The 22779-nt window shown below is 68.5% G+C and carries 22 protein-coding genes and 1 pseudogene; 16 read left to right on the top strand and 7 right to left on the bottom strand.

Going from position 1 to position 22779, the window contains the following annotated elements; all coding sequences use genetic code 11:
• The first annotated feature begins 197 nt into the window (after positions 1-197).
• The 4 genes from ACLML9_RS17865 (at position 198) to ACLML9_RS17880 (ending at position 4429) form a co-directional block, all read left to right on the top strand.
• The gene (locus ACLML9_RS17865) at positions 198-1097 is read left to right on the top strand and encodes an NUDIX hydrolase (RefSeq protein ID WP_411946594.1); all 900 of its coding nucleotides are present in this window, start codon (positions 198-200) and stop codon (positions 1095-1097) included.
• Positions 1098-1108: 11 nt separating this feature from the next.
• A complete protein-coding gene (locus ACLML9_RS17870; protein WP_411946595.1) occupies positions 1109-1891 on the top strand; it encodes an enoyl-CoA hydratase-related protein in 783 nt (260 codons plus the stop codon).
• Between the two features lie 196 nt (positions 1892-2087).
• On the top strand, positions 2088-3068 hold the full coding sequence (locus ACLML9_RS17875) for a class I SAM-dependent methyltransferase (RefSeq protein WP_411946596.1): 981 nt from the start codon (positions 2088-2090) through the stop codon (positions 3066-3068).
• Between the two features lie 113 nt (positions 3069-3181).
• A complete protein-coding gene (locus ACLML9_RS17880) occupies positions 3182-4429 on the top strand; it encodes a THUMP-like domain-containing protein (RefSeq protein ID WP_411946613.1) in 1248 nt (415 codons plus the stop codon).
• Positions 4430-4456: 27 nt separating this feature from the next.
• On the opposite strand, the gene ACLML9_RS17885 is transcribed toward ACLML9_RS17880, so the two are convergent.
• Positions 4457-4873, bottom strand: a complete 417-nt coding sequence (locus ACLML9_RS17885; protein WP_411946597.1) for a hypothetical protein — start codon at positions 4871-4873, stop codon at positions 4457-4459.
• Between the two features lie 217 nt (positions 4874-5090).
• Between ACLML9_RS17885 and ACLML9_RS17890 the strand changes: the two genes are divergently transcribed.
• The gene (locus ACLML9_RS17890) at positions 5091-5639 is read left to right on the top strand and encodes a DUF1697 domain-containing protein (protein ID WP_411946598.1); all 549 of its coding nucleotides are present in this window, start codon (positions 5091-5093) and stop codon (positions 5637-5639) included.
• Positions 5640-5646: 7 nt separating this feature from the next.
• Here ACLML9_RS17890 and ACLML9_RS17895 read toward each other — a convergent pair whose 3' ends face one another.
• Positions 5647-6396, bottom strand: coding sequence for an acyltransferase (locus ACLML9_RS17895; protein WP_411946599.1), 750 nt, complete (start codon positions 6394-6396; stop codon positions 5647-5649).
• 139 nt (positions 6397-6535) lie between these two features.
• Here ACLML9_RS17895 and ACLML9_RS17900 point away from each other — a divergent pair, with 139 nt between their 5' ends.
• Positions 6536-7846: a PQQ-binding-like beta-propeller repeat protein gene (locus ACLML9_RS17900; protein ID WP_411946600.1), complete on the top strand. Its 1311-nt coding sequence runs from the start codon at positions 6536-6538 to the stop codon at positions 7844-7846.
• Positions 7847-8051: 205 nt separating this feature from the next.
• Here the strand turns inward: ACLML9_RS17900 and ACLML9_RS17905 are convergent, their stop codons facing one another.
• The 3 genes from ACLML9_RS17905 to ACLML9_RS17915 are packed head-to-tail and all read right to left on the bottom strand — an operon-like array spanning position 8052 to position 11622.
• The gene (locus tag ACLML9_RS17905; protein ID WP_411946601.1) at positions 8052-9305 is read right to left on the bottom strand and encodes a glycosyltransferase family 4 protein; all 1254 of its coding nucleotides are present in this window, start codon (positions 9303-9305) and stop codon (positions 8052-8054) included.
• A complete protein-coding gene (locus tag ACLML9_RS17910; RefSeq protein WP_411946602.1) occupies positions 9302-10840 on the bottom strand; it encodes a 1,4-alpha-glucan branching protein domain-containing protein in 1539 nt (512 codons plus the stop codon). Before ACLML9_RS17910 ends, ACLML9_RS17905 begins: the two co-directional genes overlap by 4 nt.
• A complete protein-coding gene (locus ACLML9_RS17915) occupies positions 10837-11622 on the bottom strand; it encodes a class I SAM-dependent methyltransferase (RefSeq protein ID WP_411946603.1) in 786 nt (261 codons plus the stop codon). The genes ACLML9_RS17910 and ACLML9_RS17915 overlap by 4 nt, the downstream gene beginning before the upstream one ends.
• Before the next feature lie 195 nt (positions 11623-11817).
• Here ACLML9_RS17915 and ACLML9_RS17920 point away from each other — a divergent pair, with 195 nt between their 5' ends.
• The 4 genes from ACLML9_RS17920 to gdhA all read left to right on the top strand — a co-directional run bounded on the left by ACLML9_RS17920 (position 11818) and on the right by gdhA (position 16254).
• Positions 11818-12603: an electron transfer flavoprotein subunit beta/FixA family protein gene (locus tag ACLML9_RS17920; protein WP_030521948.1), complete on the top strand. Its 786-nt coding sequence runs from the start codon at positions 11818-11820 to the stop codon at positions 12601-12603.
• A gap of 37 nt (positions 12604-12640) precedes the next feature.
• A complete protein-coding gene (locus tag ACLML9_RS17925) occupies positions 12641-13597 on the top strand; it encodes an electron transfer flavoprotein subunit alpha/FixB family protein (RefSeq protein ID WP_030521947.1) in 957 nt (318 codons plus the stop codon).
• 181 nt (positions 13598-13778) lie between these two features.
• Complete coding sequence (locus tag ACLML9_RS17930) at positions 13779-14636, top strand: ADP-ribosyltransferase (RefSeq protein ID WP_411946604.1); 858 nt, start codon at positions 13779-13781, stop codon at positions 14634-14636.
• Positions 14637-14904: 268 nt separating this feature from the next.
• On the top strand, positions 14905-16254 hold the full coding sequence (gdhA, locus tag ACLML9_RS17935; protein ID WP_411946605.1) for an NADP-specific glutamate dehydrogenase: 1350 nt from the start codon (positions 14905-14907) through the stop codon (positions 16252-16254).
• Between the two features lie 157 nt (positions 16255-16411).
• On the opposite strand, the pseudogene ACLML9_RS17940 reads toward gdhA, so the two are convergent.
• Positions 16412-16675: pseudogene (locus ACLML9_RS17940) on the bottom strand (MFS transporter); the annotation flags it as partial.
• Between the two features lie 339 nt (positions 16676-17014).
• On the opposite strand from ACLML9_RS17940, the gene ACLML9_RS17945 reads away from it, so the two are divergent.
• The 3 genes from ACLML9_RS17945 (at position 17015) to ACLML9_RS17955 (ending at position 18178) form a co-directional block, all read left to right on the top strand.
• The gene (locus tag ACLML9_RS17945; protein WP_411946606.1) at positions 17015-17470 is read left to right on the top strand and encodes an SDR family NAD(P)-dependent oxidoreductase; all 456 of its coding nucleotides are present in this window, start codon (positions 17015-17017) and stop codon (positions 17468-17470) included.
• Positions 17471-17498: 28 nt separating this feature from the next.
• Positions 17499-17822 (top strand): hypothetical protein, encoded by a 324-nt coding sequence (locus tag ACLML9_RS17950; RefSeq protein WP_411946607.1) that lies wholly within the window; start codon positions 17499-17501, stop codon positions 17820-17822.
• Between the two features lie 131 nt (positions 17823-17953).
• Complete coding sequence (locus tag ACLML9_RS17955; RefSeq protein ID WP_411946608.1) at positions 17954-18178, top strand: hypothetical protein; 225 nt, start codon at positions 17954-17956, stop codon at positions 18176-18178.
• 307 nt (positions 18179-18485) lie between these two features.
• Here ACLML9_RS17955 and ACLML9_RS17960 read toward each other — a convergent pair whose 3' ends face one another.
• Positions 18486-19343, bottom strand: coding sequence for a LysR substrate-binding domain-containing protein (locus ACLML9_RS17960; protein ID WP_411946609.1), 858 nt, complete (start codon positions 19341-19343; stop codon positions 18486-18488).
• A gap of 111 nt (positions 19344-19454) precedes the next feature.
• Here ACLML9_RS17960 and ACLML9_RS17965 point away from each other — a divergent pair, with 111 nt between their 5' ends.
• From ACLML9_RS17965 to ACLML9_RS17975, 3 genes are all read left to right on the top strand, one after another.
• Positions 19455-20759 (top strand): NAD(P)/FAD-dependent oxidoreductase, encoded by a 1305-nt coding sequence (locus ACLML9_RS17965; RefSeq protein ID WP_411946610.1) that lies wholly within the window; start codon positions 19455-19457, stop codon positions 20757-20759.
• Positions 20760-20981: 222 nt separating this feature from the next.
• Positions 20982-21809 (top strand): GNAT family N-acetyltransferase, encoded by an 828-nt coding sequence (locus ACLML9_RS17970; RefSeq protein ID WP_411946611.1) that lies wholly within the window; start codon positions 20982-20984, stop codon positions 21807-21809.
• 4 nt (positions 21810-21813) lie between these two features.
• Positions 21814-22743 (top strand): lysophospholipid acyltransferase family protein, encoded by a 930-nt coding sequence (locus ACLML9_RS17975; RefSeq protein WP_411946612.1) that lies wholly within the window; start codon positions 21814-21816, stop codon positions 22741-22743.
• The last annotated feature ends 36 nt before the right edge of the window (positions 22744-22779 follow it).

A 22779-nucleotide genomic window follows, 5' to 3' on the forward strand; every position in this document is an offset into this window, starting at 1 on the left:
CGAGTCTCGAGGCCGAAACGGCGAGACCAAGGGGGCCTCAACCCCGCGGCGCCGCAGGCGCCGCCAAAAACACAGCGCCTTGACGAGCAGGTCTACATCTCTCACCTTCGCCGACTCACCCGCCCTCCTCATCCCCGCCCCCCAACGCGCTCATCCCCGCGCACCGGCGCTCGGACACCACAGCTAATGTGCCAAGGGTGAGTGAGACGACTGTGCCGGATTCGGCGGCGGGGGTGCCCGAGGCCAAGGATGCCTCGACCGTGATGCTGGTGCGTGACGGCGCCGCCGGCCCGGAGGTTTTCCTGCAGCGGCGGGCCGGGGCGATGGATTTCGCCGCCGGGATGACCGCTTTCCCGGGTGGCCGGGTGGATACCGTCGACGCCGAGGTGGCCATCGAATGGGCCGGTCCGTCGCCGCGCTGGTGGGGGGAGCGGTTCGGGGTGTCCGAGGCCCGGGCCAAGGCGCTGGTCTGTGCGGCGGTGCGGGAGACCTTCGAGGAGTGCGGGGTGCTGCTGGCCGGGCCCACCGCCGAGACAGTCGTCGCCGATACCACCGGTTACCGTGGGGAGCGGGAGCGGATCGAGGGCCGGGATCTGACGCTGTCGGAGTTCCTGGCCGAGCAGCGGCTGGTGTTGCGCGCCGATCTGCTGCGGCCGTGGTCGCGCTGGATCACTCCGACGGTGGAGCGTCGCCGTTACGACACCAACTTCTTCGTGGCGGTGCTGCCCGAGGGGCAGTTGGCCGACGGTGCGACCACCGAAACCGATCTGGTGCTGTGGTCCACTCCGGCGGCGGCGCTGGAGACGTGGCGGGCGGGTGAGCATGTGCTGCTGCCGCCGACCTGGTCGCAGCTGACGTCGCTGGCCGGCTATGCCGATACCGCGCGGATCCTGGCGGCCGAGCCGCCGATCGAGCCGATCCAGCCGGTATTCGGTGAGGTCGACGGTAAGCAGCTGCTGCAGTTCCCGGACAATATGCGCTACTTCGCCGATCTGCCGGACCCGTCGCGGCTGGTCGGGTCCAAGGGGATGCGCGATACCGATCCGTCGCTGCTGGGCGGCTCCGGGAATGCGGGTGGCGCCGCCGGCGGCCGGTAGCGTAACCGTCCATGGCGGAATTCGTAACTCTGTCCCGTGCCGGCGACGCGAGTGGGTCCGGGCGTGGTGTGGCGGTGCTGCGTATCGCCCGCCCCCCGATGAATCTGTTCGATACCCAGCTGATCCGGGAGATCGCGGCGGCGGCCACCGCCTGCGGCGCCGATCCGGAGGTGGCCGCGCTGGTGGTCTACGGGGACGAGCGGGTGTTCTGCGCCGGTGACGAGCTGGCCGAGCTGGCCGAGTTGCCCGCCGAACAGGCCGCCGCGATGGCCGGTGATCTGCAGACCGCGCTGGGTTGCCTGGCCGCGGTTCCGCAGCCCACGGTCGCGGCGATCAGCGGCTACGCCCTCGGGTCGGGGCTGGAGCTGGCGCTGGGGGCGGACCGGCGGATCATCGGTGACAATGTGAAGCTCGGATTTCCGCAGATCGATGCGGGGCTCATTCCGCTGGCCGGGATCCGGCGGCTGTCGCTGCTGATCGGTCCCGGGGCGGCGAAGGATCTGGTGTACAGCGGACGTTTCGTGGAAGCCGACGAGGCGGCGCGGCTGGGTCTGGTGGATCAGGTGGTCGCGCCCGACGATGTCCTGGGCGCGGCGATCGAGTGGGCCCGCCGGTTCGCCGACGGCCCGGCGCGGGCGCTGTCCGCCGCCAAGGCGGTGTTCGAGGCGGGGCCGCACGGTCCCGAACGGGCCCGCACCGAGTGGGCGCAGCTGTTCACCACCGAAGACCAGCGCCTCGGAACCCGCTCCTACCTGAGCGACGGGCCAGGGTCGGCCGTATTCACCGGGCGCTGAACGAGTCGCAACCTACCCGGCGGTATCGGAAGCCCGGCCCGGAAAGGCTAGGCGTACCTCCGCCTTCGCTCCGGCCGTGCGCGACGACGGATGGGCTGCGCCCAGCAGCACCCATCAGGCGTACCTCCGCCTTCGCTCCGGCCGTGCGCGACTGCGGATGGGCTGCGCCCAGCAGCACCTATTAGGCTCTCCGACCATGACGGTACGCCCCGACGACCCCGCACCCCATCCGCACGCCACCGCCGCGGAGGTCGAAGCTGCATTCGAGGACACCAAGCTCGCCCAGGTGCTGTATCACGACTGGGAAGCCGAGACCTACGACGACAAATGGTCGATCTCCTATGACGAACGCTGTATCGATTACGCCCGCGGCCGGTTCGACGCCGCGGTCGGCACCGACGCGGAGTTGCCGTACGAGCGTGCTCTCGAGCTGGGCTGCGGTACCGGTTTCTTCCTGCTGAACCTCATGCAGTCCGGGATCGCGAAGAGCGGTTCGGTCACCGATCTGTCGCCCGGCATGGTGAAGGTCGCGCTGCGCAATGCCGAACACCTGGGCCTGGATGTGGACGGCCGGGTCGCCGATGCCGAGACCATCCCCTACGACGACGACACCTTCGACCTGGTCGTCGGACACGCTGTGCTGCATCACATCCCGGATGTGGAGCAGTCGCTGCGGGAATGCCTGCGGGTGCTGAAACCGGGCGGCCGTTTCGTCTTCGCGGGCGAACCCACCACCGTCGGTAATTTCTATGCTCGCAACCTGGGCAACATCACCTGGAAGGCGACCACCGCCGTCACCAAACTCCCGTTCCTGCGGGACTGGCGTCGCCCCCAGGAGGAGCTTGACGAATCGTCGCGGGCCGCCGCGCTGGAGGCGGTGGTCGACCTGCACACCTTCGACCCGAACCAGCTCGAGGAGATGGCGCGCTCGGCGGGCGCGGTGGACGTGGCCGCGCACACCGAGGAATTCGCCGCCGCCCTGTGGGGCTGGCCGGTGCGGACCTTCGAGGCGGCCGTTCCGGACGAGAAGCTCACCTTCGGCTACCGGATGGCGATGTATCGCGCCTGGCTAGGGCTGAGCTGGGTGGACGAGAATGTGATGCGCCGGGTGGTGCCGCGGCAGTTCTTCTACAACGCCATGATCACCGGGGTGAAACCGGCCGCCGCCGGGAAATAGTGGGGTACGGCTTCAGCGCGGCCGATATCGGCTACCTCGGCTCGGCCGCGGGTGCGGCCGCGCTGGCCGAGGTAGCGCAACTGGAACTCACCGCCGCCTCGCAACTACGTGATGTGGCCGCAGTGCGCCGGGCCTACGGTGAGCGCGCCCCGGCGCTCCTCGAGACCGTCCGCCTGCGCCGCCGGGCCGCGGCCAAACTGTCCGGTGCGCAGAATTGGCTGCTGACCGACGACGCGGTACAGCAGGCCACCCCGACCCTGGTCGCCCGCCACCGCGCGGGCCGGCTGGCGGGTCGCGATGTCCACGACGTCACCTGCTCGATCGGCGCGGAGCTGACCGAACTCGCCCGGGTGTGCCCGCGGGTGGTCGGTAGCGATCTGGACCCGATCCGGCTCGCCATGGCCCGCCACAATCTGACCCACCCGGTCCCGGTACCACCTGCTGCCGCGACAGCGGCACCCGCGCACTACAGGGGCGCTTCTGTGGTCGGGGCTGCCGAAGGGACAGAGCGGAGAGGTGGCGAACGGGTGCCGCGAGGGCTCGGCCCCCGCGGTGCCGCGGGCGAGGTGGACGAACACAGCTCACCAGCGCCTCGCCCCACGGTGCCGCGGGCGATGCCGAATACTGTGCTCGTACGCGCCGACGCCCTGGTCCCGTGCACATCCGGCACGGTCGTCGTGGCCGATCCGGGCCGGCGGGCCGCGGGGAGGCGCACCCACGATCCGGCCGCGCTGCAACCGCCGCTACCGGATCTGCTGTCGGTGTACGCGGGTCGTGACCTGGTCGTGAAATGCGCTCCCGGACTGGATTTCGACAGGCTGGGCTGGGACGGCGAGATCGAGGTCGTATCGCTGGACGGTGGGGTCCGCGAAGCGTGCCTGTGGTCGGCGGGTCTGCGTGAGCCCGGTGTCGGCCGCCGGGCCACCGTTCTCACCTCCGCCGGTGCGGCGACCACCCTGACCGATGCCGATCCGAGCGAGATCCCGGAGCGCGAGCCGGGGGAGTGGATCGTCGACCCGGACGGTGCGGTGGTTCGCGCCGGATTGGTCCGGCACTACGCGGCCCGCCACGGTCTGTGGCAACTGGATCCGCGGATCGCCTACCTGACCGGCGACCGAATCCCGGACGGAGTGCGCGGTTTCCGGATTATCGACCGCTGCGTGCTCCGAGAGAAGGTTTTGCGGGCCGAACTGCGCCGCCGGGACTGCGGGCCGCTGGAGATTCTGGTCCGCGGTGTGGATATCGATCCCGATGTCCTCCGGCGACGCCTGAAGCTCACCGGATCCCGGCCCTTTACGCTCGTCATCACCCGCATCGGGACCACGGCAACTGTCTTCCTGTGTGAGGCTTCGCGGGCCTGAGCGGATGATCGTGGGCCCCGCAACGGGTCACGGGAGTTCCACGTAGCGCGGTGGCTCCCCGTCCAAGGCCTCCAGGATCGGGATGGGTTTGTCCGTCGGTAGTCCGTTCTCGTCGAACGAGAGCACCCCGCTGGCCCCGCGGACCGCGGTGGCCCCGTGCAGCCGTTTCATCGCTTGGAGCACCTGGTCGGAGTGCACGGTGTTCCCGGCGTACCCGGCCGCCTGGCGGATCGCCTGGACAGCCGTCACCACCGCGTCGTGTTCCATGACGGCGGCGAAGTCGTCCAGGGGGTCGTCGGAGAACGCGCGATAGCAGACCGGGCCCGTGCAGCCGGGCGAGAACTGTTCGACGGAGTGCAGATTGAACCGTTTCGGGTGGTCGCGCCAGGCCTGTGGATGGACGAGCCCGGTGTACAGGACCGATACTCCGGTCTCCAGCGCCACCCGGGCGGGGCTCTCCGAGGCTGGGCAAACCGGTCGAAGATATCGATCGGTACAGCCATCTAGGCAATTACCGCGGCGCCGAGGGGCGCACTGGAAAAAGCGAAATGTGAAATGGGGGCGTACGAATCGGCTACCCGTGACCGATCGGTCTCCGGGCAGCCGGGCCGGCCGGAGCGGGTCGTGGGCCGGTGTCGGAGCGCCGGGGTACGGTCGCTCCATGACGATGTACGCCGCGCTGCTGCGGGGGATCATGCCCAGCAATCCGAATATGAGCAACGATAAACTGCGCGGCGTGTTCAGCGGACTCGGATTCGAATCGGTGTCCTCTGTGCTGTCCAGCGGCAATATCGTCTTCGCCACCGCGGACACCGAGATCGCCGAGATCGAGGACCGAGTCCAAGAGGCACTCAACGCCGAACTCGGTATTCCGGGCGGCACGATCATCCGCAGCGAGTCCGAACTGCGGCACCTGCTCGATCGCGACCCGTTCGCCGGTTTCACCCACGGCCGCGGCACCTACCTCACCGCGACCTTCTTCAAGAGAACCGGTGAGGCACCGCCCATCGCGCCGGCCGACGGCGACCCCCTCACCACGGTCATCGGTTACGACGAGCCGGCCCGGGTCTTCCTCGCAGTCGTCGACAACAGCACGCCGAAAACGCCGAATTTCATGGCGTGGCTCGAGCGCGCCTACGGCAAGGACATCACCACGCGCACCTGGCTGACGGTGCAGCGGGTCGTCAAGAAGATCGATGCGGTGAAGTAGCGACGACTCACGCCTCCTGCGCGACGCCGCTCTTCTTCCGTGCGATATCGGCCAGCGCCGCCTCCCGCGCCGCCCGCTGGGCCGCACCGGCCTCCCAGGTGGATTTCCGGTTCTTCACCACCCGGGCCGGTGCGCCGACCGCGATGCTGTAATCCGGGATGTCACCCTTGACCACGGCGTGCGCCCCGAGCACACAGCCGCGGCCGATCCGGGTCTCGCGCAGCACGGTGACCTTGGCCGCGATCCAGGTGTCGGGGCCGATCCGGACCGGGCTCTTCACGATGCCCTGGTCCTTGATCGGCAGGGTGATGTCGTCCATGCGGTGATCGAAGTCGGTGATGTAGCACCAGTCGGCGACCAGGGTGGATTCGCCGATCTCGATATCGAGGTAGGTGTTGACGACATTGTCCTTGCCGAACACCACCTTGTCGCCGATCCGCAGTGAGCCCTCGTGGCAGCGGATGGCGTTCCCGTCACCGATATGGACCCAGCGCCCGATCTCGAGCCGGCCGAGTTCGGGGGTCGCGTGGATTTCCACATTGCGCCCGAGGAACACCATGCCGCGCAGGATCACATGCGGGTTGGCGAGCCGGAATTTGAACAGGCGGTAGTAGCGGACCAGGTACCAGGGCGTGTAGGCGCGGTTGGCCAGCACCCAGCGCAGCGAGTCGAGGGTGAGGAACCGGGCCTGCCGCCGGTCGCGGCGCCGGGAGCCCTGCCAGCGTGAGCGCAGCGGTGCGCCCCACATGCTCGTCACGAACGTGTCTCCTCGTATCCTCTGCTGCCAGTACTGCCGAACAGCCTACTTTCGTGCTCGGAAGGCCCGGCCTATACCCTTCCGTTAATCTTCCACACACGTGGGCCCGGGGAGACAGGACGACAGAGGAGACCAGCAGGTGCGTATCGGTAGCGGCGTACGGACCGTGTCCTGGCTTGCGACGGCGGTCGCCGCCCTGGGGGCGCTCACCGCCTGCGGCACCGATGTCGACGACATCACCGTCGGCCGCGGCCTGGGCTGGCCTGCGCCGGGGCACGAGAGCCGCAACAGCGGCACCACCGCGGTGACCGGTTCGCAGGCGCTGAGTCTGCAGTGGTCGCGGCCGGTGGGCGGTCCGGTGGTGCAGCCGCCGACGGTGGGGTCGGACGGGCAGATCTTCGTCACCAGCCGCACCGACGCGGACTGCGATATCTTCTCCTACCAGATGCGCACGGGACGTAAGCGTTTCTGCAATCCGCTGGGTCCCGATGCAATCTATTCGCCCACCCTCCTCGACGGCGCGAACAATGTGTACGTCGGTCTCGACAGCGGCGTGGAATCGGATAATCTGCTCGGCCAGCCGCGCTGGCGGACTCCGGTGGCGGGCGTGCCGGTCGGGATGCAGTTCACCGGAGACGGTCATCTGCTGGTGATCACCCAGTCCGGCCAGGTCGACGTGCTGGAACGGCAGACCGGCAAACGGATGGTTCCCACGCAGCAATTGCTGCCGCAGCCCGATTTCCTGCAGTCACCGAATCTGGACTGGCCGCCGGCCGGCGGCGGCCTGGAGGATTGCCGCACCGGTGGCCCGGACTGCGCGGTCGCCACGGTGGCGGCGATGGATATCGGCACCGGGCGGATCTACGCGACGGTCCGCAAGCCCGGGGAGTCCAAGGCCGCTCTGGTGGCGCTGCGCTATGGCGAGGGGAAGGTCCGGCAGGAGTGGAGCCGGGAGATCCTGGCCGGCGGTAGTGCCACCGATCCGGCCCTGTCCGCCGACGGCGCGACGCTCTACGTCGGGGACAACAGCAAACGCCTGATCGCGGTGAACACCGCCGACGGTACCCCGAAGTGGGAGGCGCAGCTGGATTGGGAGCCGCGCCGCGGGATCTCTGTCTCCGACGACGGCCTGGTCATCCCGGCCGGTGACGACGGCTATCTGCTCGCCCTGCGGGATACCGGCGACAGTTTCGAACGGGTCTGGGAACGTAAGGATCTCGCGCTGCGGGGCAGCCCGGTACAGACCGCGGGTGGGATCGGCTACGTCACCGCCGCCATCGGCACCGGGCTGAACCTGGTCACCTTCGATACCGGCACGGGCGCCACCCTCGACTCCGATGTCCTGCCGGGAGCCCAGGGCACCACCACCGGCACCGCGGTCGGCGCCCAGGGCGAAGTCGTGGTCGCCACCCGGATCGGGGAGATCTTCGCCTTCGCGGAAAACGACTGATCCGTCGGCGCCACCACCCGGGTGAGGGTCGCTCGTACGCGGGCATCGCGAGATCTCCGGCGCCGCACACCGCGCGGGGGCGAATCGTCACTCCCGCCGTCACCCCAGCGGTGCGCTCGGCGAATGTCCCGGCGAAGACGAGTCACGGTGACGCACGATGGCGTCCGCGGACCCAGGCGAGCGGGGTGCGATGCCTAGACTCGGGTTACTTCGGATCCCGTTCCGGCAGTGGGCGTTCCACGATCACCGGGCGGCCCAGTGGATTGCGCACCCGCCGTTTCGCGTCCGAATAGATATCGGCTGTTTCGGCCGCCACCACATCCCAGGCGAAATCGGCGGTCAGCCGCTCCCGCGCGGCGAACGCGCGTTCCTGGGCGGTCACCGGATCGTCGAGGACCGAGACCACCGCGTCCACCAGACCGTGCACATCGGCCGGTTCGAACGATGCCCCGGTGACCCCGTCGATCACGGCTTCACCGAGTCCGCCGGCGGTCGAGGTGACCAGCGGGGTTCCGGCCGCGGCCGCCTCGAGCGCCACGATCCCGAACGGTTCGTAGCGGCTGGGCAGCACGATCGCGTCGGCGCCGTGCAGCCAGCCGAGCAGTTCCGCGTGGTCGAGCTGCCCGGTGAAGTGCACCGCGCGCGCCACCCGGTGCGTCCGGGCGAGTTGGCGTAGCCATTCGAACTGGGTCCCGACCCCGGCCACGGTGAGGACGGTCCCGGGGTGGGCCCGGCGGATACGGGGCAGGCCGGCGATGGCGTCCTGCACGCCCTTCTCGTATTCGAGGCGTCCCACATAGAGCAACCGGGGCGGACCGCTGCGCGGCGGGCGGGTGCGGAATGTCCACGCGGCCACGTCGATTCCGTTGCGGATCACGTGCACCGGGATCCGGTCGGGCCGGTAGAGCCGCTCCACCTCGTCCTTCATCGAGGTGGAGCAGGTGATCAGCGCATCGGATTCGTTGGCCAGCCACCACTCCACCGAATGCACCTGCCGGTTGACCCGGCCGGCGACCCAGCCGCTGTGCCGGCCGGCTTCGGTGGCGTGGATGGTCGATACCAGCGGGACGTCGTAGTACTCGGCCAGCGCGATCGCAGGATGGGCGACCAGCCAGTCGTGCGCGTGCACCACGTCCGGTGTCCAGCCCTCGCCGATTCCCGGTTTGTCCAGTGCGACCCCCGCGCGCACCATCGCATGCCCCATGGCCAGGGTCCAGGCGAGCATATCCTCGCCGAAATCGAAGATCGGCGGATCTTCGGCGACCGCCACCACCAGCACCCCCTCGGCGATGAACGAATGGGTGGGGTGGGTGGCCGGGCTGGTGCCGGTGGGCCGTCGGGCGAGTACCACCACTTCGTGACCGGCCGCGGCCAGTGATGTCGCCAGGTGATGGACATGTCTGCCCAGCCCGCCGACGACCACCGGTGGGTACTCCCACGACACCATCAAGATTTTCATCGCGGTCCTTCTGCAGGGGTGACGCGTAGCCTACGCGCGTCCAGGGCCGGGAACACTCCGTCGGCCACCGCCCATCCTGCCGCCAGATCGTGCGCTCTGCCGAGTTGACCGGCTTCGACCGCACCGGCGATCTCGCGCACCGCGTGCGCGTGCTGATGGGCTCGGTCGCGGGCGTAACCGGCGGCGGAGTCCTTGCTGACCATGAACGCCCAGTCGCTGGACACGGTCAGGATCGCTTCGCGCAGCAGCTGGTCGGCCACCGGATCGCGGCCGGTCGGCGCGCCGGCGCGCATCTTGTCGGCGGTTTCCAGCGCGAGCCGGACGATCTCGGAGTTCAGCTCCACCAGATCGCGGACCTGATCGCCGGCCCAGACCCGCCAGTCCTTCCCGGATCCCCAGGAGGAATCGGCGAGCGGAACCGGGTCCCCGACGAAGCCGCGGTCGCGCGCGTCGGCCAGGGTGCCGACGGTGATCCCGGCTTCCGGCAGCGCCCGCAGCACCTGCGCCAGCCACTGCGGGCCCTCGTGCCACCAGTGCCCGTAGAGTTCGGTGTCGAATGCGGCGACCACCAGCGCCGGGCGTCCGATCCGCTCGGATTCGGCGATCAGCCGTTCCCGCACCGTCTGCACGAAGTCCTCGACATCGCGGCCGATCTGCGCGGCGGCGAGGTCGGGATCGTAGGGGGCTTTGTCCGGCCCGGCCACGGTTTTCCCGGTGACCCGGGCGGGTTTGAGTCCGGTCGCGTGATCGTAGTGATGGAAATCCCGGTAGGCCCCCTGCCCCGGATAACCCGATTTGGGCGACCACACCCGGTAGCTGACCGTGAGGTCGCGGCCGAACGCCAGGACGGGAGATTCGCGCACCGGGCGGCCCAGGGTCGTATCGCCGCGTAGCGCGGGCCCGTCGACCATGAAATGCGTCACGCCCGCGTCCGCGTAGCCCTGTTCCATTCCGGGGGTGAAGCCGCATTCCGGCGCCCAGATCCCGGACGGGGCGTGCCCCCAGCGCAGCCGGGCGTCGGTGAGGCCCTCGCGGAGCTGGAACTCGCGCAGCCGCTCGTCCAGCAGCGGCTGGAACGGGTGCGCCAGCGGACCGCCCAGCAGTTCGATGACGTCGCCGTCGAGCAGTTGCCGCCAGACCGGTGCGGCGCCGTGCCGCCAGTTCTGCTCGAATTCGGCCAGTGCCGCGGCCGCCAGCCGGTGTTCGTGGACGCCGAGTGCGCGGTTCCCGGCCTTCGCGGCCTCGTCGGCTCGCAGCTGCCAATTGCCCAGCCAGTGGTGCATACCCGCCAGACAGTGTGGATCGTCGAGCTGGGCGGCCAGCACCGGGGTGATCCCGAGGGTCAGCAGATGCGACCGGCCCTCGGCGGCCAGAGTGCGCAGTACTTCGACGACCGGGAGGTAGGAGGCGGCCCAGGACTGGTAGAGCCATTCCTCGCCGACCGGCCAGCGGCCGTGGTGGGCGAGCCAGGGCAGATGGGAGTGCAGGACGAGCGTGAACTGTCCGGGTACGGCGTCGGTTCGCTTGCCGCTCAAGGCTTCACCGCGAGTGCGACGAGATCCAGACTGGTGTCGATGGCGTCGGGGGTCAGCGCGAAATCGTCGACGGTGATACCGGCGACGTCGGCGGTGAGTTCGGCGGGCCAGGGTTCACCTGCCAGAGCGCGTTCGATCTGGGCATCGATGAACGAGCCGCCGTGCTTGGCGTCGAGCGCACGCAGCGTCGGCCCGTGGTGCACGCCGGTCATCAGCTCCACCCGGAAGCCGGCCGCTTCGAGGAGTTCGGTGAGTTCGGCCGCGTTCAGTTCGCGGGTGTGGAAGGGGTTGAGCGGGGTATCGCGACCGGGCGAGAAGGTGATCCGGTTCGGGGTGCTGATGAGCAGTTCCCCGCCGGGGCGCAGGACTCGCAGGCATTCGCGGAGAAACTCCGCCTGATCCCAAAGGTGTTCGATCACTTGGAAATTGACCACCGCGTCCACCGCGGATTCCGGGAGGGGGAGCGCGGCGAGATTGCCGCGGACCATATGAACCGCCGGGTAGCGGGTGCGTACATGCGCCGCGGCGGTCCGGTCGTAGTCCAGGCCTACCACCGCTTTCGCGACCGCGGCGATCATATTCGCGCCGTAGCCTTCGCCCGATCCCGCCTCCAGGACGATCTTGTTCGCGCAGCGCGGCAGCAGCCGGTCGTAGACGATCTCGTGCCGGCGGAACCAGTAGTTCTCCTCCGCGATACCCGGCACCGTGCGCTCGCCGGTCAACGGCAGCGGCTCCGGTGCGTCGTCGGTGGCCGGTGCGGCGGGAATCACAGCCTCGCTCATTGCGACGAGGTTACTGGTACGGCCCGGTACGGGAGACGTCCGGTAGGGCCTCGAAGCGGCTCGACACGTAAGTTACCCGCGAGTAACTTAACGTAGGGTAATGTCTCGGCCTGAGCTACTCACAGGGACGTACGGCCGCTGGAGATCGTGCGACCGCCAATACAGGTAACCAGAACAGGAGGTCGACGAAGACCGATGCCGAATATCGTCGTACTTATCAAGCAGGTGCCCGATACCTGGTCCGAGCGCAAGCTGACCGACGGTGACTTCACCCTCGACCGTGAAGCCGCCGACGCAGTGCTCGACGAGATCAACGAGCGCGCCGTCGAGGAAGCCCTCCTGATCAAGGAGGCGCAGGGCGGCGAGGTCACCGTGCTGGCCGCCGGTCCCGATCGTGCCACCGAGGCCATCCGCAAGGCTCTGTCCATGGGCGCCGACAAGGCCATCCACATCAACGATCCGGCCATCCACGGCTCCGACGCGGTGCAGACCGCGTGGGTGCTGGCCGGTGCGCTGGGCCAGGTCGAGGGTGTCGAACTCGTCATCGCCGGTAACGAGGCCACCGACGGCCGCGCCGGCGCCGTCCCGGCCATTATCGCCGAGTACCTGGGCATCCCGCAGCTCACCCATCTGCGCAAGCTCACCGTCGACGGTGAGAAGATCACCGGCGAGCGGGAAACCGACGACGGTGTCTTCAAGCTGGAGGCCACGCTGCCGGCCATCGTGAGCGTCACCGAGAAGATCAACGAGCCGCGCTTCCCCTCCTTCAAGGGCATCATGGCCGCGAAGAAGAAGGAAGTGCAGACCTTCACCCTGGAAGATCTGGGCATCGACCCGACCACCGTGGGTGTCGAGAATGCGGGCAGCAAGGTCACCGCGTCCACCCCGAAGCCGCCGCGTACCGCGGGCGAGAAGATCTCCGACGAGGGCGACGGCGGCACCAAGATCGCCCAGTACCTGGTCGGCCAGAAGATCATCTGAGACCCGCACCCGCAGCAACTTCTAGGAGAACAGACAAATGGCAGAAGTACTTGTGCTCGTCGAGCACGCCGAAGGTGCGGTCAAGAAGGTCAGCACCGAACTGCTGAGCGCCGCCGCCGCCCTGGGCGAACCGGCCGCGGTGGTGCTGGGCGCGCCCGGTACCGCGGACAAGCTGTCGGATGCGCTGGCCGCCGCGGGCGCCGCCAAGATCTACGTCGCCGAATCCGATGACGTGGAGAACTACCTGGTCACCCCGAAGGTCGATGTGCTGGCCGGCCTCGTCGAATCCGCTTCCCCGGCCGCCGTTCTGGTCGCCGCCACCGCGGAGGGCAAAGAGGTCTCCGGCCGGCTCGCCGCCCGCATCGGTTCGGGCCTGCTGGTCGACGTCATCGACGTGAAGGCCGACGGCACGGCCGTGCACAGCATCTTCGGTGGCGCCTTCACCGTCGACGCCCAGGCCACCGGCGATGTGCCGGTCATCTCGGTGCGCCCGGGTTCGATCGAGGCCAAGCCCTCGGCCGGCGCCGGCGAGAAGGTCACCGTCGAGGTACCCGCGCAGGAAGAAGGCGTCGTCAAGGTCACCAGCCGTGAGCCAGTGGTGGCCGGTGACCGTCCGGAACTCACCGAGGCGAGCATCGTCGTCTCCGGTGGCCGCGGTGTCGGTTCGGCCGATAACTTCTCCGTGGTCGAAGCCCTCGCCGATTCGCTCGGCGCGGCCGTCGGCGCCTCCCGTGCCGCGGTCGACTCCGGCTACTACCCGGGCCAGTTCCAGGTCGGTCAGACCGGTAAGACGGTCTCCCCGCAGCTGTACGTCGCCCTGGGTATCTCGGGCGCCATCCAGCACCGGGCCGGTATGCAGACGTCCAAGACCATCATCGCGGTCAACAAGGACGAGGAAGCCCCGATCTTCGAGATCGCCGACTTCGGCATCGTGGGCGACCTGTTCAATGTCGCCCCGCAGCTGACCGAAGAGGTCAAGAAGCACAAGGGCTGACGGCCCGCGGCATCGTCCGCGGAATGGTTTCTCGACCGTGCTCGGCCGGTTCTTCCGGCCGAGCACGGTCGTATTCGTCGCGGACGGTGTCCGAACTGATACGCAGTGCGCGCAGGTGGTACACCGAGTTCGGTATTTTGATATGAGGCTCGGCCAGAGGCGGTTCGGGAGAGCGGGACGTGTGAGCGGCAATCGGTTGAAATATTTCGGGCGCGAGATCACAGACCGGTTGAGCGCATTGTTCACGCTAGGCGCCCATGGCTACCGCCGGCGCACCGGCGACACCACAATCACCATGAGGACTGGTGCCGATGTCTACGGCGGATCGGCCGCCGCCGGTGCGCGGATGGTCGATGGTTCCGTACCGCCCATGCCTGCCCATCCGCCGCGGCCTTTCCATCCGCCCATGCCCGTCTATCCGCCGCCCGGGTCCTTCTCTCCGCATGCGCCTGCTTACTCGGCCGGACCTTCCATTCCTACCGCTTCTTCAGGGACTCCGGGTACCGCCGCGCAATCCTCGATCAGTGGTGTCGAGCGCCGCGATGGCGCCCCGCGGGACGCAGCCCGCGCTGCGCCGCTCACTGCCGCGGAAAAACGTTCGGTGTATCGCTATACGGAATGGGATTTCGTATGGTTGAACCGGAAACTGCGTGCAGGAAGGGAACTGACTCCTACAGAACAGCGGATTCATTCCGAGGTCCGCGATGCACTCGCCAAGTTGCCCGATTTCCGGGGCCCGGTGATCCGAAGAGCAAATGTTGACGAGGCCGACTTGGCGAGGTATCAGGTAGGCGCGGAAACGACCGAATTGTCCTACACCAGCACGACCAAGAACCCGGATGCGGACTTCGAAGGCATGGATGGGCAGGTGGAATGGCAGATCGAGTCCAAGACCGGAAAGAATATATCGAGCTATTCGCATAGGCCGGGCGAGGAAGAAGTGCTCTTCAGGGACAACACGACCTTCCGTGTTACGGAGCGTTTCACGGACTCGGCCACCGGACGCCTTGTGATCAGGATGGAAGAAATCGTCGCGTAGACGGCCGCAGACGGCCTTCGCGCCCAGGGCGAATTCCGGTAGTTCCCGTCACCGTGCGAGGCGACCCCGACGCTGATCTCGCGGAACTCGTGGAATCGGTGTCCGGTCGGGTACCCGGCCGGTAATTTCCGGTACTCGGACATGACAGCCGGGAACACGACTCGCCCCGGTGATCGCCGGCTCGATGGCTGCCGATAGGTTCGCCAGGAGGCTCCGTTACGAGCACAGTGGCCGTCCGGAGGCCGGATGAGGGAAAGGAATCGGACTCATGCCTGTACTGCACGAGAAATTGCGCGATATCTACGACGAGGTACTCCAGCGCAATACCGGTGAAATCGAATTCCACCAGGCCGTGCGCGAGGTGCTGGACAGTCTCGGTCCGGTGGTGGCCAAACATCCCGCCTACACCGACGCCGCGGTGCTGCGTCGCCTGTGCGAGCCGGAGCGCCAGATCATATTCCGGGTGCCCTGGGTCGACGATATGGGCCGGGTGCAGATCAACCGCGGCTTCCGGGTCGAATTCAACTCCGCACTCGGACCGTACAAGGGCGGGTTGCGGTTCCACCCCAGCGTCTACCTCGGAATCGTCAAATTCCTCGGCTTCGAGCAGACTTTCAAGAACTCGCTGACCGGTATGCCGATCGGCGGCGGAAAGGGCGGCTCCGACTTCGATCCGAAAGGCCGCTCCGAGGGCGAGGTGATGCGCTTCTGTCAGGCGTTCATGACCGAGCTCTATCGCCATATCGGGGAATACACCGACGTACCGGCCGGTGATATCGGTGTCGGCGGACGCGAGATCGGCTACCTGTTCGGACAGTACAAACGCATCACCAATCGGTTCGAATCCGGGGTGCTCACCGGGAAAGGCCTGGCCTGGGGCGGGTCCCGGGTCCGGACCGAGGCCACCGGGTACGGAGTCGTCTTCTTCGTCAACGAGATCCTGCGGGCGCGCGGCGACAGCTTCGAGGGCAAACGGGTCGTCATCTCCGGTTCCGGCAATGTCGCCATCTACGCGATCGAGAAGGTCGAACAACTCGGCGGCACGGTGGTCGCCTGCTCCGATTCCGGCGGCTACATCGTCGACGAGAAAGGTATCGACCTCGAGCTCCTCAAAGACGTGAAGGAGCGGCGGCGGGCCCGGATCGGGAGCTATGCCGACGAAGCCGGGGTGTCGGCCGCATTCATCGAAACGGGTTCGGTGTGGGAAGTGCCCTGCGATATCGCGCTGCCGTGCGCCACTCAGAACGAACTGAACGGCCGGGACGCGGTCGCCCTTGCAGACAACGGCGCCATGATCGTCGCCGAGGGCGCGAATATGCCGTGCACTCCGGAAGCCGTGCGGGTGTTCGCCGAGCGCGGGATCGTCTTCGCACCGGGGAAGGCCGCCAACGCGGGTGGTGTGGCGACCAGTGCGCTGGAGATGCAGCAGAACGCCTCCCGGGATTCGTGGTCGTTCGAGCACACCGAAGACCGTCTCGCCGAGATCATGCGGGGCGTGCACGACCGCTGTCTGGAGACTGCCGACGAATACGGCTCTCCCGGTGATTACGTCGCCGGTGCGAATATCGCCGGATTCATCCAGGTCGCGGACGCGATGCTCGCGCTCGGCGTCATCTGAGCGCACGCCCGCCCGCGGAGCGGCCGGGATCGGCCGGCGGAGTCATCCAGGAATGCCCGCTCCGGGGGCGTCGGCGCCGCGGCGGGGGCGGCGACCCCGGTGGTCGGCGCCGTCGGCCGGCGGCAGCGCGAACGCGAGCCCGTCCGGTCGGCGATTCCCCGAGTACGGGCATGAACAGCCCGCCCGCGCTCTGCGCGATCCCGAGGGTGACCCCGGCCGCGGTGCCGGGCCGGGGCGGAAGGTAGTCCTGGCCCAGTTTGACCAGCACCGCGAACGGTAGGTTGGCGGCCACCCCGGCCGGCGCCACCAGCACCAGCGCGAGCCGCGGGTCGCCGCACAGGCGCAGGGCGACCAGTGCCGGAACCGCGACCGCGCCACCGAGCCGGACGGTCGCCCGCATACCGATCCGGTTCGCGATGCGCCTGGCCTGCGGGAAAAAGCGTCTGCCCGCGCGCGGGTCTGCCGCCGGCTCCGGGGAACGGTGATCACACGGCGTGACCGGAACCGGCCGCCGGGGTTCCTGGAAGCGACCGTAGCCAGAATCCCGGGGATACCGGAACCGGACGGCCCCTTCGGGGTGCGCCATTCCTACCGCAACTTTTGTACGACTGTCCTTCTCGTACTCGGTGGGTGTGCGCACCGCATGGCTGCTACCCGGGTCCACGGGAAATCACTCTGTGGGCCGATGTGGTGGTCCGGCGCGCGGGTGAGGATGGTGATGCCGTCCGCCACGGGGTGGACGGGGTGGAGTGGAGGTTTCATGAAGTTGGAAGCCGGGCAGGTCGCTGTCGTCACCGGAGCCGCGAACGGTATCGGCAGGGCCGTGGCCGCCGCACTGGTCGATCGGGGTCTACGGGTGGTGGCGGCCGATGTCGAGACCGAGACGCTGGCGCGGACCGCCGCCGGACTCGGTGACCCGGTGCTCGCCGTGCCGACCGACGTCGCCGATATCGATCAGGTGCGGGCCCTCGCCGACCGGACACTCGTCCCCTTCGGCCGGGTGGACCTGGTCGTCAACAATGCGGGTGTGGGTGCGGGCGGGCCGAGCTGGGGCGAGATGGCGAAGGAAATGCTACCCACCGCACGGGCCGCCGAGATCGTGCTCGCCGCCGTGGAGGCCGGAAAACTGTACGAGACCACGCATCCGGTGATGGCCCACGCTGCGCGGGAACGCATCGAAACGATTCTCGAATCGTTCGGTGCCTCCGCCGCATAGCGGTGCGCGATCTGCGAACGGCGGCGGTATGACACAGCCCGAGGCTCTGGCCCGGCCCGCATGGCACAACACCGGACATCCGCGCTTCCCGTTGGCAGCCGACGTGGCGGGTCGCTGGTGGGTGTTGCGCCTGAACCCCTTCCCCGACCACTGCCTGTGGACCCTGTTCGTCGACGCGGTGGTCCGCTACGACATCGAGGAAGTACCGGCTGCCTGGGGGAAGCCGTCTCCGCGGTCGGCGCCACCCCTGGATCCGGCCGTCGCGGAAACGGTGCTGGCTCCGGTGCGCCACCTGGCCGTCTACGGCAGTGAGGTGGGCCGGCCCTGCGACTGCCTGTTCTGCGGCGACTGAACCCGGCCCGGTTCCCAGCAGACTCCCAGCTGTCTCCCCAGCCTGTGCACAGCGACGCGAACTACCGTCGTCGTTATCCGAAGTCCGATCGATGTGATCGGCGAATATACGGCGGGACAAGGATTTTCACAATGAAGCTGAAACCGGCGAGTAGAGTCTTCGCGGCGTTGGTCTGCGCTGCGGGGGTAGGCGGCGCGGCCGTGGCGGGAGCCGGTATGGCCGGCGCCGATCCGGGGCCCGAGAAGAAGATCGTCATCAACGGCCAGGAGCGGCCCGATGTCGACCGGGTGATCCCGCGCGCGGATATCGACCGGGAACTGCCGGGTTATCGGCTGCCCCGGGCAGCCCCGGCGTGATCATCCTGAAGAGCGGCGAGGTGCAGGCGGTGCCCGAGGGCGCCGTGTTCCGGCAGCACCGCCTGGAGCGGTAATCGCGCCGCGGTAGCACTGCCGTCCGCGGACGGCCCCGCGAACCGACCCGAGCCGGATCCCTCGCCACTCGGGTTACCGGGTGGTCCACCGTGCCGAATCGGCGCCGCCACCGAGGTCCCGGCCGCCACTGCCCGGCTGCCGGGGCCCGCCGGCCCGGTACGCACCCCGCGCGTACCGGGCCCAGTGCGTTCGGGGTGATCCGGTGCGCGGCCGGAACAGGAGGGTTCCGTCGTCAGGCGCAGTGCAACCCGTCGAGCAGCGAATCAAGTATGGGTGTGCGCCGGGTGTCGGCGCGCAGGACGGCGGAGACGGGGATGCGGAGGCGGTGGTCGGCCAGCGGAAGGGCGGCGATGCCCTCGGTGGAACTGTTGGCGTAGAGAACCGTCCAGGCGTCGGGGTGGTTGATCAGCTCCATTGTCGCGGTGTGGTCCGGCGGGATGGGCGGCCCGAAGGTCGGGCCGGTGGGCAGGTCGGCGAAGGCGGTCCGGATGACGTTGTGCAGGAGGAACTGCTCGGACTCCGGCGGGAGGAGCAGCGGGTAGGCGCTGAGTTCGGCGAGGGTGACGTCGGTGCGGCCGGCCAGCGGATGCGCGGGCGCGGTGGCCAGCGTGAGGTCTTCCACCCACAGTTGCTCGACGATGAGTCCGGCCTGCTGCACACTGCCGCGGATCAGCGCCAGGTCGCAGTCCCCGTCCGCGACGGCCGCGACCCGCTGGCGGAACGGTTTGATGACGAATTCGATTTCCGCGCCGGGATGCGCCTCGCGAGTGCCGGCGATTGCCGACAGTGACCGGGTGGCGAACGACATATTCGCCGCGAGCCGGATGCGGGGGCCGGTGGTACGAATGGAGGCGCGGATGGCCGATTCCAGACCTAGCATCTGCTTGGCGAGCGGTAGTAGCCTGGTGCTCGCGTCGGTGGGGACGACCGAGCGGGTCGAACGCTCGAAGAGCTGGACGCCCAGGTCGTGTTCGAGCCGGGCGATCTGGTGGCTGATCGCCGATTGCGAGATGAAGCACCGGGCCGCCGCCCGGCTGAAACTGAGCTCCTCGCACACCGCGACGTAGTACGTGAGCTGGCGAAGTTCCACCTCGATCTCCATTCATGACCAGAACAGATAAGAGTCATCTCAATTATGCGCCCTGAACCCTGAAATATCTCCCTTACGGATGACGGTTCCTAATGAGTGAAGGAGGCTGTCATGCACAAGGTCACTGAGATCGGCGCCGGCGTCGAGTACGCGGACGTCGTGATCATCGGTTCGGGGTTCGGTGGACTCGCCGCGGCCAAACAACTGGCCAAAGCGGGAGTGGACTACGTCCTGATCTCGAGCACGCCGGAACACCTGTTCCAGCCGCTGCTCTATCAGGTCGCCACCGGGGTGTTGGAGTCCGCGGAGATCGCCCCCCCGATCGCGAACATTCTGCGCCGGCACAAGGAGGCCGACGTCCGGCTGGGCGAGGTCACCGCCATCGAGCCCGACGCCGCCATCCTGACCTACCGCACCGGCGAGGAGGTCCGCCGGATCCGCTACGGATCGCTGATCGCGGCCACCGGGGCGAGCCAGTCGTATTTCGGTCGCGACGACTTCGCCGACAAGACCTACTCACTCAAGACCATCGACGACGCCAAGCTGCTCCGGGCCCAGATCTCGCGGGTGTTCCGCGAGGCGGCCCAGGCCGACGAGGAGACCAGGCGGCGGCTGCTGTCGTTCGTCGTGGTCGGCGCCGGGGCCACCGGTGTGGAGGTCGCGGGACAGCTGAAGGAACTGGCGAAGCGGTACTACCACGAGGAAGTCTCGGTGACCCTGGTCGAGGGAGCCGGCGCGGTCCTACCGCCGTTCGGCGGCGGGCTGTCGGAGTACGCGAAGAAATCCCTGACCCGCAGCGGGGTCGAAGTGCTGTTGGGCACCTTCGTCACCGATATCGAGGACGGGCACGTCACGGTCAAGGACAAAGCGGGCGCCGAACGGCAGATCGACGCCGAGACCATCGTGTGGTCGGCGGGCGTGCAGGCGGGCGGTTTCGCGAAACTGCTGGCCGAGGCCACCGGTTGCGAGACCGACCGTGCCGGACGACTGCTGATCAACCCCGACCTCACCGTGGGCGGCTATGCCGATATCTACGCGATCGGCGATATGACCTCGCTCAACGGCTACCCGGGCCAGTCGCCGGTGGCCATGCAGGAGGGGCGGCACGCGGCCGACATCATCAGCCGCGACAAGCACCCGGGCACGTCGTTCGTGTACTGGGACAAGGGCAGCATGGCGGTGATCAGCCGGTTCAGCGCCGTCACGAAGCTGAATGACAAGGTCACCTTCCGGGGTGTGTTCGCGTGGTTCATCTGGCTGGCCGTGCACCTGTTCTACCTGGTGGGCTTCCGGAACCGGTTCGCCGCGGTCCTGTCGTGGCTGGTGGCGTTCATCGGTACCGGCCGGCCGGGGTTCCAGGAGGTGGACCGGCAACACCTGGAACGGGTGCGCGAACCCGAACGTTTCGTCGCGTAGTACCGCGTGGGGCGGGCCCGTCCGGCGGGCCCGCGACGCGTCCGAGCGGCGAATTCCAGGTTGCGTCCGGTCCAACGGCGGCGCCGTTTCCGCTGTTCACGCGAACAGGCGGGGACCGATCGGTGAACGTCGGGTGTGACCTGCGTCTCGTTAACCGAACCGGCATGTCCGCGACATGTTGTGGACGCCCGGACGCCGTGTCGGGCTGGCCTGCTGAGCATTATGGCTATTACGTCCGTGCCGACGGCCCCGGCTCGACCGGCCGCCGGCGAGGATCACCGGTCCCGATACGCACTCATCGTCTCCTCCGACACCGACCATCGCATCGCGGCGCAGCGGTTGCGGTACAACGTATTCGCCGATGAGCCGGGTTTCCGGATCCCCGACGACGGCACGGGGCTCGACGCGGACCGGTTCGACGAACACTGTGACCACATGCTGGTCCGCGACGAGGCCACCGGCGAATTCGTCGGGTGCTACCGGATGTTGCCGCCGGACAGGGTCGCGGCCGCCGGCGGGTACTACACCGCCACCGAATTCGACCTCACGAATCTCGACCCGGTGGGTATGCGGGTCGTGGAGATGGGCCGGGCCTGCGTGGTCCCCGACCATCGCAACGGTTCGGTGCTCACCCTCATGTGGGCGGGAATCCTGCACTACATCCAGCTCACCGGTTACGACTGGGTGATGGGATGCGCCTCGGTGCCCATGCAGAACAGCCCAGGCGACCCGGCCGGGGTCAATGTGCGCGGCGTCCGCGATCTCCTGCTCGGCAAACACGCCTGCGCGCCCGAGAGGCGCGTCCGCCCCTATCGTCCCGTAGTGGTCGACGGGGTGGCCCTCGACGAGCTGCCCGCCCCCGGACGCCCCAAACTGCCGCCGCTGCTCAACGGCTACCTGCGGCTCGGCGCCGAGATCTGCGGGGAGCCCGCGCACGATCCGGATTTCGCCGTGGCGGATTTCGTGGTGTTGCTGGGACTCGACACCATCAACACCCGGTATCTGGATCGGTTACGTGGCGCGGCCGCGAATTTCGACGGCGGGCGGTGACGTGATGGAAACCGTCGCGCAGCAGGTGGACCGGGCACCGGTGCAGGCTGCCGCCCCGCACGCCTGGATGCCGGTGAGCCCGTGCGGGACCGGTTGTGTGCAGCAACGCCCCGAGATCGGTGTCGCCCGGGCCGGGTTGCGGGCGGCGGGAGCCGTCTCGGTGCTGCTCGCCTATCCGTTCGTGCACCTCGTCACGCCGCCGTCCCGGCGTTCGGGGGTGCAGCGGCGGTTCGCCCGGACCCTCCTGCGTGCGTGCGGTATCCGGCTGCGGGTGGTGGACCGGCGCACGGGAGCCGCGGCGATCGGGCCGCGATACGCCGCGCCGGGCACCGGAGTGCTCGTCGCCTGTGGACATATCGGCTGGGCGGATATCGTCGTCCTCGCCTCGGTGCAGCCGCTCGCATTCGTGGCGCGGGCGGATCTGATCGATTGGCCGGTGCTCGGCACGCTCGCCCGGGTGATGCGGGTGATCCCGATCGAGCGGGAACACCTGCGCCGCCTGCCAGAGGTGATCGAGCAGGTCGGGCACCGGCTCGCCGCGGGTGAACGGATCGGATTCTTCCCGGAGGGCACCACCTGGTGCGGCCGTGCCTACGGGACGTTGCGGCCCGCGCTGTTCCAGGCCGCGGTCGATACCGCGACCCCGGTGCAGCCGGTCCGGCTGCGGTACCTGGACGCGCACGGAAACCGGTCCACCATCCCGGGTTTCGTCGGGGACGACACCCTGGTCGGTTCGATCGTGCGGATATTGCGGGCCCGGAACCTGACCGCTGAGGTGGTCTTGGCGCCGGTGGAACAGGCGGGCACCGACCGGAAAGAGCTGGCCCGGCGGTGTGAGCGAGCGGTGCGCGCCGAAGAGCTTTCCGACGCCGCGCACGCGGTGCTGGCGGCAGCGGGCCGGCAGCTGACACAAGGGGCGGTCACTCCCGTCTGAACCGAGCGGTTTCGGCCGGGCCCACCGGGGTGGGCC

It is taken from the genome of Nocardia sp. NPDC002869 (assembly GCF_046764065.1).
In the GTDB taxonomy this organism is placed as follows: Bacteria; Actinomycetota; Actinomycetes; order Mycobacteriales; family Mycobacteriaceae; genus Nocardia; species Nocardia rhamnosiphila.